Source organism: Alkalithermobacter thermoalcaliphilus JW-YL-7 = DSM 7308 (assembly GCA_001584565.1).
Taxonomy (GTDB): Bacteria; Bacillota; Clostridia; order Peptostreptococcales; family Peptostreptococcaceae; genus Alkalithermobacter; species Alkalithermobacter thermoalcaliphilus.
On the sequence record LSFY01000001.1, the window covers coordinates 1,327,022 to 1,341,092 of the forward strand.

Below are 14,071 nucleotides of genomic sequence, written 5' to 3' on the forward strand. Positions count from 1 at the left end.
TGTCTATACTAATACTATTTAAAAATCTTTCAAAAAATTACTAGAAGATTAAGATTTTAAAATGGGCAAATTACTAATGGAGGTGATTTTATGTCTGATATAAAAAGTCAGTTCACTAATGTAAAAGGAAAACAAGTAGAATTTGCTAGAATTACTAATAAATTAGAACCTAGACATTTCTTAAGAGAAGCTCATCCTATTCAAGAAGGAATTAGAAAAGATAAAAAAATAAGAATTCATAAGAAATTTTCATAAAAAGATAGGGAAAATCCCTATCTTTTTGTGTATAAAAAAAATATATATGCATAACATAATCTTGCTGTGTTATTCGATTGAATTTTATACTATATTATTCCTTATATTCCATATATATTATCTATACTTAACATTTACCAACATATATTTTCTATAATTGGTTAAATTAATACTACAACATCATAAAGATGTTGAAATTAAAAGTTATCAACTAAGGGAGGAATTTACTATGGCAAGTAGAAACAAAAAAGTAGTTCCTGAGGCACAAGCAGCACTTAACCAAATGAAATTAGAAACAGCAGCAGAACTTGGTATATCAAACTATGATACTGTTGACAAAGGTAACTTAACAGCTAGACAAAATGGTTATGTAGGTGGATACATGACTAAGAAATTAGTTGAGATGGCTGAAAGACAAATGTCTGGAAAATAACAACTAAGTAAAGAGGTCGCAACCTGCGACCTCTTTATTTTTTTCAAAAAATAGTTTAATATATATGTATACATAAACTTAACGGAGGATGATGATGTATGTTTTTAAGATCATCTGAAGAATTGGCAGTCAATAAATTATTGATATTATACATTTTAGATAAAATGGAAATTCCTTTAACCAATTCTCAAATTACGCAGGTAATAATGGAAAATGAATTTGTTGATTATTTTTCTCTTCAGCAGTTTATCTCTGAGTTAGTTCAATCTAACTTTATAAAAATCTTAAATGAAGAAGGAAAAGATTATTATTCTTTAACCGAAAAAAGTATAGAAGCTTTAGAATATTTTATTTCAAGAATTCCTGAAGATATGAAAGAAAAAATCGACAAATACGTTTTAGAAAACAAAGAAAATATATTAAAAGAAACCCAAATAAAATCTAATTTTTATAAGAAAGGTCCTGATGAATTTGTTGTTAATTTAAAAGTTATAGAAAAACATATCGAACTTATTAATATAGATTTAAATGTACCTTCTAACAAACAAGCTAAGCTTATTTGTGATAATTGGAAAAAGAATGCGCCTGATATTTACGGAGAAATAATTCAACTTCTAATTAAAAAACCTTAAATTAAATATATATGCAAAAAAATAGCCTATTTACATACTATTGTAGTAGGCTCTTTTCCAACTCCTATATTTTTAATTACTTTCCTTTTAGATATATCTAAAACTTTTATATTATTTTCTTTTATATCTGATATAAATGCATATTTATTATCCTTAGATATATCTATTCCTAATGGATTTCCTGTTATCATTATTTTTTCTATTATTTTATATGTTTTTTTATTTATTATAGTTACACTTTTATCACAAAGATCCGTAATATATAGTTCATCTTTTTCACTATTTATGGCAATTTCTACTGCAGCTTTAAAACTATCTAAGACAAATATTACTTCAAATTTTTCAATATCCATCCCTACTAATTTTCCATACTTTGTTATAATATATATTGTTTTTTCATCTATTTTAAGATGCCACGGATTATATCCTATTATTTTCTTTTTATATATAGCTTTTTCAAAACAATCTATAATTAATATTGTATTGTCACAAGGAACATACAACTTACTACTTTTTTCATCTAAAATCATTCCATGTGGCATATTATCTACACCTATTATACCTATAGGAGTTAGACTTTTTATATCAAATATATATATACTGTTTGAATCTTCATTAGCTATAAAAAGCTCTTGATCATTATATAAAACGACCTGACTTAAATTACTTCCTATGCAAATATTGTCTTTTATAGTTTTTGTGTTTAAATCTAGTATATATAAAGTGCCATCTATGCTATTAGGTATATACATATTTTGATTATCTTTATCTAAACAAAAATGATGAGGGTGTATAAATAACCCTAAATATATCCTTTCTTTTTCTTTAAGATATTTTAAATCTATTATAGATATCGATCCATCTTGAAAATTAGAAACATACCCTATCATATCAATCCCCCTTAAGTATAACCTATTACATTATATTTATTTAATAATAATTAGTTACTTTATAAGTTTTTATGTATATGATAATATAAATTATATAAATATTTTAGGAGGTATTAAGTATGGCAAAATTTAAAACTTCTGGAGTTTGTGCTAAAGAAATAATTTTCGAAATCGAAAATGACATAGTAAAGTCTGTAGAATTTGTTGGAGGATGTCCTGGAAGTTTAGTTGGAATTAAAGCTCTTGTTGAAGGAAGTCATATAGACGATATAATAAATAAGCTTAAAGGAATAAATTGTGGAAAAAGAAAAACTTCATGTCCTGACCAACTGTCAAAAGCACTAGCTGAGTATAAGGTTAAAACAAAAACAAATGAATAAATACAGGGCTTAATTTTAAGCCCTATATTTCTTTTTTTATTCCTTTATCTAATATATTTGTATACTCTATAAATTCATATATATCTTCCTCAAATAGATCGCTAAACTGTTTTAGCTTATCTAGCTGTAATTCTTCTATGCATATATTATTGCTTTCACAATATAATACAATCAATCCTACTATTTCGTGTGCTTGTCTAAAAGTCATTCCTTTATTTACAAGATAATCAGCAACTTCTGTAGCATTTAAAAAACCAGTTTTAACTGCTTTTATCATATTAGTTTTTTTAACTTCCATCGTATCTAACATTCTAGTCATTATTTTTAAGCAACTAAGTACAGTGTTTATAGAATCGAAAAACTGCTCTTTATCTTCTTGCATATCTTTATTGTAAGCCAAAGGAAGTGCTTTCATTGTAGTAAGTATTGACATTAACGATCCATAAACCCTTCCTGTTTTACCTCTAATCAATTCTGCACCATCAGGATTCTTTTTTTGTGGCATTATACTACTTCCAGTTGAGTATTCATCACTCATTTTTATAAAATCAAACTCTTTAGTACTCCATAAAATAAGCTCCTCACTTAATCTACTTAAATGCATCATTATTATAGAGTATGCGCATGTAAGTTCTATAATATAATCCCTATCATTTACACCATCTAAGAAATTTTCTACGGGTCTTTTAAACCCAAGCTCTCTTGATGTGTAATCTCTATCTATAGAATATGTCGTTCCAGCAAGTGCACAACATCCTAAAGGGCTTTCATCTAAAATATCAATCGCATTTAATATTCTCTTAATATCTCTGTCAAACATATTATAATATGCCATAATATGATGTTTAAAAGTTACTACTTGAGCTCTTTGAAGATGTGTATATCCCGGCATTAATACATTATTTTCTTCTCCAATTCTTAACATTACAGCTTGTAATTGTTTAATATTTTCAATAACTTCATATGCCTTATCTTTTGAATACATTTTCATATCTACTGCCACTTGATCATTTCTACTTCTGGCTGTATGAAGCTTTTTTCCAACTTCTCCTACTCTTTTAGTAAGATTAATCTCTACAAAACTGTGTATATCCTCATAATCTCCTTCTATTAATAAATTTCCACTTTCTATATCATTAAGTATAGCGTTTAATCCATCAATTAAAACTTTACATTCTTCATCTGTTAAAATATTACATTTAGTTAGCATCTTAACATGTGCTATGCTACCTTTAATATCTTGAAAATATAAAACCTTATCAAACTTAAGAGATGAATTAAAATCCTCCATTAACTTGCTTTCATCTACCTTAAATCTTCCACCCCATAACTTCATATATTTTCACCTTCTTGTATTCTTTTTTGATTTTTTAGGGCTTTTATTTTAAATGGTAAGCTAAATAGATTTATAAAACCTTGTGCATCTTTATGATTATATAAATCAGTTCCTCCAAAAGATGATATTTCTTCATCGTATAGCGCAAAAGGAGATTTCATTCCCGCTATTATTATATTTCCTTTGTAAAGCTTAAGCTTAACACTTCCTGTAACAGTTTCATGTATTTTATCTATAAATGAATCTAAAGCTTCTCTTAATTTACCAAACCATAGTCCATCATAAACAAGCTGTGCATATTTTTGAGAAATTGCTTGTTTGTAGTGAAGTGTATCTCTATCTAAAGTTAAGTATTCTAGTTCTCTTAATGCCTGAAATAAAATAGTTCCTCCTGGAGTTTCGTAAACACCTCTTGATTTCATTCCTACAAGTCTATTTTCTAATAAATCTACAACCCCTATTCCATTTTCTCCACCAATTTTGTTTAATGCCTGCAATATCTCAACAGGACTTAGTTTATTACCATTGACCATTGTTGGTATACCTTTTTCAAAGTATATCTCAACATAAGTTGGTTCATTTTTAGCTTTTTCTAAAGGAGTTGTCATCATATAAAGTATATCTGGATTGTGTTCGTTTTTAGGATCTTCTAAATCTCCTCCTTCATGACTTACATGTAACAAGTTTTTATCTCTTGAATATATTTTTTCCTTAGTAACTGCAACTTCTATATTCATTAACTTTGCATAATCTATTGCATCTTCTCTTGATTTTATATCCCATATTCTCCAAGGGGCAATTACTTTTATACTAGAGTCTATAGCTGCAATTCCTACTTCAAAACGAACTTGATCATTTCCTTTACCTGTACATCCATGACAAATATATTTAGCTCCTTCTTTATGTGCTATATCAACAAGTTTTTTTGCAATTAAAGGTCTCGCTAAAGATGTACCTAGTAAATATTTATATTCATATATAGCTCCTGCCTTTAAGGCTTTATAAACATAATCAGTTACAAACTCCTCTTTCACATCTTCTATATAAACCTTATGTGCACCTGATTTTATAGCTTTTGACTTTATATCTTTCATCTCTTCTCCTTGACCTACATCTACACACACTGCAATTATCTCAAAATCATAGTTTTCTTTAAGCCATGGTATTATTATTGATGTATCTAATCCTCCTGAATATGCCAAAACAACTTTTTCTTTCATACATTATCCCTCCCATTTATATTTTGTATAATAAAAACTCTCGCCTCTTAAAATTAAGAGACGAGAGTTTTTCCCGTGTTGCCACCCTTTTTGGCATAATAATATACCCACTTTATGCCTTTAACGCGGCTAACGTATCTTCCTACTACTATTTCAAAAGATATCCTCTAGGGCTCTTTTCATTATAGCTTTGTTACTAGACTCCCACCAACTCTAGCTCGCTGAAACATACACTATAATTACTCTTCCTGTCATAGGATTTTATTGTATCTTATATTTTTGTATTTAGTATTACACATTTAATTTAAATTTATTATTGTATATTTTAATTATTCTAACTTTATGTGTCAAGAAAAAAATTGAGATATTTATCTATTTAAATGTCTTTCGGCTATTTTTATTGTGTCTTGATGCCATGGATCTACTCTATTAGTTCCATGAGTCCTACTTCCTAAAAAGTGAATATCAAAATGTCCATTCATTCCGTTGTCGTGTATAAATTGACTACCATGAGGCATTCCAGCCATAGATGCAGGTATTCTCATTCCGTTTACTTCAACTATTATAGGTCTTCTATTCCAAGACCAAGTTCCACCATAAACAGACAACATTATTTGTGTATCTTGTTGTGTTACAGTCTCGCAATCAGCATGATTAGTTCCATAAGTTCTTCTAACATTAAACTGTCTACCTGTATATACATCAGTAACTGTGAATGTAGTTCCTCTTGGAATTATATGAGTTATTCTATCAAACCATGTCATTTGGGCAGTAGACCTGTCCACAACACTTCCCCTCGATACCAAAGTTTGAGGTGAATTTAATGCATTTATAGTTTGAGGGCCAACTATTCCATCAGCAGCTATTCCACTATCTCTTTGGAAGTTTTGAACTGCAGCTTTTGTAATAGTTCCAAAATATCCTGTTATATTATGATTAAAATATCCAAGTTCTTTTAATCTCCTTTGAAGATTTGATACTTCTTCTCCACTCATGCCCATTCTTATTACTCTTGATATAGTAGTTGATCTTGATACCGGAGCTAATGATACACCTGGTGTCCTATTATTATTTAAAAGGTTTATAGTTTGAGGACCAACTATTCCATCAGCAGCTATCCTATTGTCTCTTTGGAAATTTTGAACTGCAGCTTTTGTAATAGTTCCGAAGTATCCTGTTACATTGTGATTAAAATATCCAAGTTCTTTTAATCTAGTCTGAAGCAGTGATACCTCGTTGCTTCTATTTCCAACTCTCATAATCACCGTATTAGGAATAATTGTATTTGCATTTATACTTTGTATATTAAACGGACTAACAAAAATCCCCACCCCTATAACTGTTGCTATAATCTTTTTTCTCATATGTTTATTCATCATATTCCTCCCCTATGTAAAGTAAGTTACTTTAATTATATCAAAAATATTCATATATTTTCAAAGAAATATTTGACATAACCATAAAATCTTCAAAAGAGAAAAAGAAACTGCCTAAAAAGACAGTTTCTTTTTCTTATTATCTTTTATTAAACTTCTAACTTCTCCTATCATATATAAAGATCCAGCACATATTACTACATCATTTTCTTTGCTAGTATCTACTGCGTATTCTATTGCATCTTTTATATTTTCTATAGCAATGGCTTGTTTTCCTGTTTTAGTATCTATTTTTTCTTTTAATTCATATGCGCTAAGAGATCTATCGCTATTAGGTCTTGTTGTTATTATTCTACTTGTTTTTGGCATTAGAATTTCTATAACTTTATCAGCATCTTTATCTTTTAACATACCTAATACAAAAGTTATATTTTTATCACTAAAATATTTATCCATTGCTTTAGCTAGAGAATACGCTCCATCTTCATTATGAGCTCCATCTATTATTACAGTAGGTTCTTTAACTAATATTTCTATTCTTCCTGCCCATCTTGTTTCTCTTAATCCATTATATATATGATCATTATCTATTTTTATACCATGCTTTTTTCTTAGTATATCTACTGATGAAACTGCTACTATAGCATTATTTACTTGATGATCTCCTAAAAGTTTTATATTAACATTTTTATAGTATTCATTGCCTAGTTTAAAATTAAATACTTGCCCGTCTATAGAGCTTTCTATAATTTCTTTGTTTTCTATATCAGCAATGTACACACAAGCATTTTTGTCATTTACTTCTTCCATTATTACTTTTTGAGCTTCTTTTTCTTGAGGATAAACTACAACATCGCAACCATGTTTTATTATTCCAGCTTTGTGATATGCTATTTTTTCTATTGTATCACCTAATTCATCTTTATGATCCATGCTTATAGGGGTTATAACACAAAGTAAAGGATTTTCAATTACATTTGTTGAATCAAATCTTCCTCCCATTCCTACTTCTAAAACTACAAAATCTACATTTTTTTCGTTGTAGTAATAAAGCGCAATAGCTGTTATTATCTCAAATTGTGTAGGATGATTATACCCTTTATTTATCATCTCATCTATTTTATCTTTTACTATACAAGTTATTCTAGCTAAGTCTTCTTGTTTTATATTTTCTCCATTTATCCTTATTCTTTCTGTAAACTCTTCAAGATGAGGTGATGTAAATAACCCTACAGTATATCCAGCATTTTTAAGTATTGATGTTATAAATGATGATGTTGATCCCTTTCCATTTGTCCCTGCAACATGTATTACTTTGAGATTTTTGTGAGGATTTCCAAGCAAATCTAAAAGTTTAGTTATATTATCAAGCCCTAATTTTATACCGAATCTAGATGCACCATAAATAAAGTCTAAAGCTTGTGCGTACTTCACCTTATATCTCTCCTATTCTATATTAAGAATTCAATTTTGACTTTAGGTTTTGTAATCTTTCTAATACTGACTTTTTCATTTCCTCATATTTTTCTTTCTTAGCTTTTTCTTCTTGTACAAGTTTTTCAGGAGCTTTATCTAAGAAACCTTTATTTGAAAGCTTTCCATTTACTCTCTTTAGTTCTGATTCTATTTTTTCCATTTCTTTTTCTAGTCTTTGTATCTCTTTTTCAAAATCAACAAGTTCATCAAGTGGTATATAAATTTCTAGTCCCTCTACTACAGCAGACATAGCATCCTCTGGAACTTTAGAGTTATTTTCTAATATTTCTACAAAAGATGCACTAGCAAGTGTTTGGAAATATTCTTTTCCTTCTTGAACCGTACTTAATTTTTCATTGCTTGGAACTAACATTATTTTCGCTTTCTTAGAAGGCGGAACATTCATTTCAGCTCTTATATTTCTTATACTTCTTATAGCTTCCATTAATAGATTCATTTTTTCTTCTTCATTTTTCATCTCATCTTCAAGTTTGTATTTAGGCCAACTAGAAATCATTATACTTTCATTAACTGTTGGTAAATATTTGTATATTTCTTCTGTTATAAATGGCATAAACGGATGAAGAAGTTTTAATACATTTTCTAGAACATAAATTAATGTATAAAGAGCTGATTTTTTAGTGTCTATATCTTGACCATAAAGTCTTGGTTTAACCATTTCTATATACCAATCACAGTATTCTGACCATATGAAATCATATATCTTTTGAACTCCTATTCCAAGCTCAAACTTTTCCATATTTTCAGTCATTTCTTTTACAAGATTATTCATTCTTGAGATTATCCACTTATCAGCTAAAGTTAGATGATTTTCTACATCTTTTCTTTGTACACTCTTTATTAATTCCTCGTCTACGTTCATTAATACAAATCTAGACGCATTCCATAGTTTATTCGCAAAATTTCTAGAAGCTTCTACTCTTTCAATATAAAATCTCATGTCATTTCCCGGGGAATTTCCTGTAGCAAGTGTAAATCTTAAAGCGTCTGCTCCATAATTTTCAATTATTTCTAATGGATCTATTCCATTTCCCAAAGATTTACTCATCTTTCTTCCTTGTGAATCCCTAACAAGCCCGTGAATAAATACATATTTAAAAGGAACTTTTCCAGTACAATAAATTCCTGCAAACACCATTCTTATAACCCAGAAAAAGATTATGTCATATCCTGTAACTAATACATCTGTTGGGTAAAAATAATCTAATTCTTTTGTATTATTCGGCCATCCTAGTGTCGAAAAAGGCCATAAAGCAGAACTAAACCATGTATCTAAAACATCTTCGTCTTGTTTTAGATTGGTGCTACTACATTTTGGACAATTTTTAGGCTCATTTTTAGATACTATTGTTTCTTCACATTCTAAACAATAATAAGCTGGTATTCTATGACCCCACCATAATTGTCTTGATATACACCAATCTTTTATATTTTCTAGCCAATTAAGATATATTTTATTAAACCTTTCTGGAACTAGTTTTAAATCGCCATTTTCTAATGCTTTTATAGCTGGCTTTGCTAACTCATCCATTTTTACAAACCACTGCTTAGAAAGTCTAGGCTCTACTATAGTATTACATCTGTAGCAGTGTCCTACGTTATGAGTGTGATCTTTTATTTTTATTAAATAACCCAAATCTTCTAGGTCCTTTACTAAAACTTTTCTACACTCATATCTATCTAAACCTTCATATTTACCACTGTTTTCATTCATAGTTCCATCTTCGTTCATAACATTTATACTAGGAAGATTATGTCTTTGAGCTATTTCAAAGTCATTTGGATCGTGTGCTGGAGTTATTTTTACAGCTCCACTACCAAATTCCATATCTACATAATCATCAGCAACTATAGGTATTTCTCTTTCTACTATCGGAAGTATTACTGATTTTCCTATTAAATGTTTATATCTTTCATCATTAGGATTTACTGCTACAGCTGTATCTCCAAGCATAGTTTCAGGTCTTGTTGTAGCTATTTCAATAAATTCTTTACTATCCTTTATAGGATATTTCATGTGGTATAAATTTCCATTTTTCTCTTCGTGTTCTACTTCTGCATCTGATAAAGATGTTTTACAATCAGGACACCAGTTTATTATTCTGTTTCCTCTATATATGTGTCCATCGTTATATAATCTTACGAAAAATTCAGTAACTGCCTCACTACAACCTTCATCCATAGTAAATCTTTCTTTATCCCAATCACATGAATCTCCTAATTTTTTCATTTGATCTACTATTCTTCTTCCATATTCATCTCTCCATGCCCATGCTCTTTTTAAAAACTCTTCTCTACCAATTTCGTATTTACTTTTTCCTTCTTCTTTTTGTATATGTTCAACAACTTTTACTTCTGTTGCTATACTGGCATGATCTGTTCCAGGTTGCCAAAGAGTTTCAAAGCCTTGCATTCTCTTAAATCTTATAAGTATATCTTGAAGAGTGTGATCAAGGGCATGTCCCATATGAAGCTGTCCTGTTATATTAGGTGGTGGAAGCATTATAGTAAATGCCTTTTTATTCTCATTAACATTTGCACTAAAATATCCATTTTCCATCCACTGTGCGTATATTCTTTCTTCGAAATCCTTAGGATTATATGTTTTTGCTAAATTCTTTTCAAGCATATATACACCTCCTGAAAATATAAAAGCCCATCATCTTGTTAAGGACGAAGGGCTTTGTTTCGCGGTACCACCTTATTTCCAGAAATTTCTGGCACTCATTTATTTTAACGGAATATCCGTCTAAGTCTACTGATATTTCAACTTAGAAACTCAGAAGCTACCTTCCATGATTTCTTTCCAAGAAAGCCTTTCAGCCGCGGACTTTCCTCTCTTTTTGGCGAATACCATGTACTCCTCTTCTTCATAGTCTTTTTTATATTTAGTTATATTTATTTTTCATTATATATATTTTTTTTATTTTTGTAAATAACTCTTTAACATATCTTTTAGTCTTTGAATAGTATATTTTGAGGTGATATAACATGTTATATTATGTTCAAAGAGGAGATACTCTTTCTAAGATTGCAACAAAATTCAATACAAGCACTGAAAAAATAAAAGAAGCTAATGTAATTTGTAATCCAAACTTTCTGTATCAAGGGCAAGTTTTAATAATTCCTAAAGAAGATATAATTCTTCCAAAATCTCAAGGTCAAGGTCCATATTATGTTGTTCAACCTGGCGATACCCTTTCATGTCTTTCTAAAGAATTCAATTTACCTATAACAACAATAGCTTTTGTTAATAGATTAGCTAATCCAAATATAATTTTTGCAGGTTCTGAACTATTAATGGGAGATTATATTATGAATCCTAATAATTTGAAAAAACTGTGGGAAGATACAGCTTTATCGTGTGATGAAATAACCGAAGAAGATATACACAACATATACTATAAAGGATCTTTTATATGGGAATCTTTAGGATATTCAGCTATTCCTTATCTATTAAATCTTATACAAAACCCTTGCAAAACAGTTATTTTATATTCTATGATTTCACTTGGACGGATAGCTCCTTCAAACTCTAATGTTATAAATGTATTGTTAGAGCTTGCTCAAAGCACTGACGAAACTATATCTACATTATCTAGAATAGTTTTAAGAAGAATAGAGCTTGCACGCAGTAATAGAAGAATTCACATAATATTAAATAATACTAGAGCATATACCGAGCCAAGTCTTGAATCTAGCAGTTTTATTTTACCTGAATCTAGTGAGATAATGTCTTTGAATTGGGCTATACCTAGTCCTACTGGAGAAAAAAATGAAGCTGGTGAAGTTTTACTATATGATAGGATTTTTATATTCAATACTGGAACAGAAGAATTTATCCCTAGAAACAAATTTAATGAAATAAATATGATATAAGGTGGAATTAAATTCCACCTTTATTTTTTAGCAGTTAAGACCTGCTAGATATCCTGTTGAAAATGCTATTTGAAGATTAAATCCACCTGTATAAGCATCAACATCTATTACTTCTCCAGCAAAATAAAGCCCTTTTACTAGCTTCGATTCCATAGTACTTGGATTTATTTCACTTACCTTAACTCCTCCTGATGTTATTATTGCATCTTTTAAAGGTCTATAGCTTTTTATATTTACTGTTAAGTTTTTTAGTAAATGTACAAGATCTAATCTTTCTTTTTTTGTAATTTCATTTACAACCTTATCTTTAGGTATTCCGGATAACTGTATTATAACTGGAATTAGCTTTTTAGGAAGCAAATCATTTAATGAATTTGCATATATTTTATTTATATATTTGCTAAAATCACTTTGAACTCTCTTATCAAGTTGTTCATAACTTAAAGCTGGCTTTAGGTCTATAACTAGTCTATAATTTTCTTCTTCTATCTTTTTCATATATGAACTTGCAGATAATATTATAGGTCCTGAAACTCCAAAATGAGTAAATATCATTTCTCCAAAATCTTCATATACTTTTTTATCTTTCTTATTAAACACCTTTATAGATACATTTTTTAAAGACAATCCTTGAAGGTCTTTTACCCACTCTTCTTTTGTTTCTAACGGAACTAAAGAAGGCTTTAGAGGAACTATTGTATGTCCATTTTCTTTTGCAAACTTATATCCATCTCCTGTTGACCCTGTTGCAGGATACGAAGCTCCTCCAGTTGCTATTATGACACTATCACAATATATCTGTTGTCCATTACTTAATTGAACATGTGATATTTTGTTGTCTTTTGAAACAACTTCAGTTACTTTATCATTTATTATCTTTACGTTATTTTTTTTCATATATTTTTCTAAAGCTATTACTACATCCTTTGACTTGTCCGAAATTGGAAATATTCTTCCGCCTCTTTCTACCTTCGTCTGAACACCTAAGTTATTAAAAAATCTAATTGTATCCTCATTTGTAAATGTATAAAAAGCGCTATATAAAAATTTTCCATTAACAGGAGTATTTTTTATAAAACCTTCAATATCAGTACTATTAGTTATATTACATCTTCCTTTTCCAGTTATTAATATCTTTTTTCCTAAAATGTTGTTTTTTTCAATTAAAGTAACATCTAATCCTCTACTTGCTGCTGTTCCTGCTGCCATCATTCCAGCAGCTCCGCCTCCTATTACAACTACCTTTTTCATCTATTGTTTCACCTCTATCTTATACTTAAACTGTTAAGTTTATTAATGGATTTTATTATATTTTTAATATGATAATTGTACACTACACTTTCTTTAGTTTCATCTTTTTCTTTGTAACTAAGCCTACAATTATAAACTTTAGCTAAATTTTTAATATTTTCCTCATCAAGCTGCTCTTTATTTTTAAAAGAATCTAAAATCTGTAAATTAAGCAAAACTTTTTTGCATTCATTTAATGATTCTTTTATTTTTTCAATTTCTATCTTTTCACTTTTTCTAAATCTAAATTCTTGTATATATGTATGTATGAGCTTTTCCAATGTTTGTATATCTTCAATTATTAAGCTTGAATTTATAGTTTGATTATAACAAATGCTCATTTTTACTATATTAAGTGTATCATCTATAACTTTTTTATATTTACTATCTATTTTTTCAAAATACTTAGGTGGAGATATAAAGTAATTTACTGATATTGCTATTACTATACCTATAAATGTATCTATTATTCTACTTAGGCTATATACAATTGCACTTTCTTGTTCTAGTTTTAACATAATAGCAGAAAAAACAACAGCTGCTATAGGGAGAGTTTCCTTGCTTTTAAGTAAATTAGCTATATGTATTACTATCATAACTCCTATACCTGATAAAATAGCACTTTCAGGTTTTATAAGGGCACATATAAGACCAACTAAAGCTCCTATAAATGTTCCTAGCATTCTGTTTTTTCCTGCCTTAAAAGAATAAATTACTGTATTTTGCATAGATATAACAGCAGCCAAAACAGCATACATAGCTGATCCCATATTAAATAGTTTAAATATTAAAACACACAAAAACACTGCTATTCCTGTTTTTATAGTTCTCATTCCTATTTTCAATCTAAATCACTCCATTAACTATTAAAGCTTGGAAACCC

General features: G+C 29.0%; 13 protein-coding genes and 2 other annotated features. Of the genes, 5 read left to right on the forward strand and 8 right to left on the reverse strand.

Annotated elements, in window-relative coordinates; translation table 11 throughout:
- The first annotated feature begins 90 nt into the window (after positions 1–90).
- The 3 genes from JWYL7_RS10580 (at position 91) to JWYL7_RS06955 (ending at position 1,320) form a co-directional block, all read left to right on the forward strand.
- Positions 91–255: a hypothetical protein gene (locus JWYL7_RS10580; protein WP_161937491.1), complete on the forward strand. Its 165-nt coding sequence runs from the start codon at positions 91–93 to the stop codon at positions 253–255.
- A 229-nt stretch (positions 256–484) separates the two neighbouring features.
- On the forward strand, positions 485–688 hold the full coding sequence (locus JWYL7_RS06950; RefSeq protein ID WP_066070911.1) for an alpha/beta-type small acid-soluble spore protein: 204 nt from the start codon (positions 485–487) through the stop codon (positions 686–688).
- A 98-nt stretch (positions 689–786) separates the two neighbouring features.
- Positions 787–1,320 carry a DUF4364 family protein gene (locus tag JWYL7_RS06955; RefSeq protein ID WP_066070916.1) on the forward strand — a complete coding sequence of 178 codons (534 nt, stop codon included), beginning with the start codon at positions 787–789 and terminating at the stop codon, positions 1,318–1,320.
- A 26-nt stretch (positions 1,321–1,346) separates the two neighbouring features.
- Here JWYL7_RS06955 and JWYL7_RS06960 read toward each other — a convergent pair whose 3' ends face one another.
- Positions 1,347–2,210: a YncE family protein gene (locus JWYL7_RS06960; RefSeq protein WP_066070919.1), complete on the reverse strand. Its 864-nt coding sequence runs from the start codon at positions 2,208–2,210 to the stop codon at positions 1,347–1,349.
- A 119-nt stretch (positions 2,211–2,329) separates the two neighbouring features.
- Between JWYL7_RS06960 and JWYL7_RS06965 the strand changes: the two genes are divergently transcribed.
- The gene (locus JWYL7_RS06965) at positions 2,330–2,590 is read left to right on the forward strand and encodes a TIGR03905 family TSCPD domain-containing protein (RefSeq protein ID WP_066070922.1); all 261 of its coding nucleotides are present in this window, start codon (positions 2,330–2,332) and stop codon (positions 2,588–2,590) included.
- A 22-nt stretch (positions 2,591–2,612) separates the two neighbouring features.
- Here the strand turns inward: JWYL7_RS06965 and argH are convergent, their stop codons facing one another.
- The 5 genes from argH to JWYL7_RS06990 all read right to left on the reverse strand — a co-directional run bounded on the left by argH (position 2,613) and on the right by JWYL7_RS06990 (position 10,648).
- Positions 2,613–3,926 (reverse strand): argininosuccinate lyase, encoded by a 1,314-nt coding sequence (argH, locus tag JWYL7_RS06970; protein ID WP_066070925.1) that lies wholly within the window; start codon positions 3,924–3,926, stop codon positions 2,613–2,615.
- Positions 3,923–5,146 (reverse strand): argininosuccinate synthase, encoded by a 1,224-nt coding sequence (locus tag JWYL7_RS06975; RefSeq protein WP_066070927.1) that lies wholly within the window; start codon positions 5,144–5,146, stop codon positions 3,923–3,925. The genes argH and JWYL7_RS06975 overlap by 4 nt, the downstream gene beginning before the upstream one ends.
- A 53-nt stretch (positions 5,147–5,199) precedes the next feature.
- Positions 5,200–5,410, reverse strand: a binding site (T-box leader).
- A gap of 104 nt (positions 5,411–5,514) precedes the next feature.
- Entirely contained in the window at positions 5,515–6,522 is a 1,008-nt protein-coding gene (locus JWYL7_RS06980; protein ID WP_066070930.1) for a peptidoglycan-binding domain-containing protein, read from the reverse strand.
- 114 nt (positions 6,523–6,636) lie between these two features.
- Positions 6,637–7,956 carry a bifunctional folylpolyglutamate synthase/dihydrofolate synthase gene (locus tag JWYL7_RS06985; protein WP_066070933.1) on the reverse strand — a complete coding sequence of 440 codons (1,320 nt, stop codon included), beginning with the start codon at positions 7,954–7,956 and terminating at the stop codon, positions 6,637–6,639.
- Positions 7,957–7,978: 22 nt separating this feature from the next.
- Complete coding sequence (locus tag JWYL7_RS06990) at positions 7,979–10,648, reverse strand: valine--tRNA ligase (protein WP_066070936.1); 2,670 nt, start codon at positions 10,646–10,648, stop codon at positions 7,979–7,981.
- A 37-nt stretch (positions 10,649–10,685) separates the two neighbouring features.
- Positions 10,686–10,902: a binding site (T-box leader), on the reverse strand.
- Positions 10,903–11,010: 108 nt separating this feature from the next.
- On the opposite strand from JWYL7_RS06990, the gene JWYL7_RS06995 reads away from it, so the two are divergent.
- Positions 11,011–11,898 carry a LysM peptidoglycan-binding domain-containing protein gene (locus JWYL7_RS06995; RefSeq protein ID WP_066070938.1) on the forward strand — a complete coding sequence of 296 codons (888 nt, stop codon included), beginning with the start codon at positions 11,011–11,013 and terminating at the stop codon, positions 11,896–11,898.
- 27 nt (positions 11,899–11,925) lie between these two features.
- Here JWYL7_RS06995 and JWYL7_RS07000 read toward each other — a convergent pair whose 3' ends face one another.
- Both JWYL7_RS07000 and JWYL7_RS07005 read right to left on the reverse strand, forming a co-directional pair.
- Entirely contained in the window at positions 11,926–13,149 is a 1,224-nt protein-coding gene (locus tag JWYL7_RS07000) for a BaiN/RdsA family NAD(P)/FAD-dependent oxidoreductase (RefSeq protein ID WP_066070941.1), read from the reverse strand.
- Between the two features lie 14 nt (positions 13,150–13,163).
- Positions 13,164–14,033, reverse strand: coding sequence for an FUSC family protein (locus JWYL7_RS07005; RefSeq protein ID WP_066070944.1), 870 nt, complete (start codon positions 14,031–14,033; stop codon positions 13,164–13,166).
- Positions 14,034–14,071 lie beyond the last annotated feature (38 nt).

Bases quoted from the DNA above. Each gene is read 5' to 3' on its own strand.
- JWYL7_RS10580 (WP_161937491.1), top strand. From the start codon at position 91: ATGTCTGATATAAAAAGTCAGTTCACTAATGTAAAAGGAAAACAAGTA.
- JWYL7_RS06975 (WP_066070927.1), bottom strand. From the start codon at position 5,146: ATGAAAGAAAAAGTTGTTTTGGCATATTCAGGAGGATTAGATACATCA.
- JWYL7_RS07000 (WP_066070941.1), bottom strand. From the start codon at position 13,149: ATGAAAAAGGTAGTTGTAATAGGAGGCGGAGCTGCTGGAATGATGGCA.
- JWYL7_RS06990 (WP_066070936.1), bottom strand. From the start codon at position 10,648: ATGCTTGAAAAGAATTTAGCAAAAACATATAATCCTAAGGATTTCGAA.
- argH (WP_066070925.1), bottom strand. From the start codon at position 3,926: ATGAAGTTATGGGGTGGAAGATTTAAGGTAGATGAAAGCAAGTTAATG.
- JWYL7_RS06965 (WP_066070922.1), top strand. From the start codon at position 2,330: ATGGCAAAATTTAAAACTTCTGGAGTTTGTGCTAAAGAAATAATTTTC.
- JWYL7_RS06995 (WP_066070938.1), top strand. From the start codon at position 11,011: ATGTTATATTATGTTCAAAGAGGAGATACTCTTTCTAAGATTGCAACA.
- JWYL7_RS06980 (WP_066070930.1), bottom strand. From the start codon at position 6,522: ATGAATAAACATATGAGAAAAAAGATTATAGCAACAGTTATAGGGGTG.
- JWYL7_RS06960 (WP_066070919.1), bottom strand. From the start codon at position 2,210: ATGATAGGGTATGTTTCTAATTTTCAAGATGGATCGATATCTATAATA.
- JWYL7_RS06950 (WP_066070911.1), top strand. From the start codon at position 485: ATGGCAAGTAGAAACAAAAAAGTAGTTCCTGAGGCACAAGCAGCACTT.
- JWYL7_RS06955 (WP_066070916.1), top strand. From the start codon at position 787: ATGTTTTTAAGATCATCTGAAGAATTGGCAGTCAATAAATTATTGATA.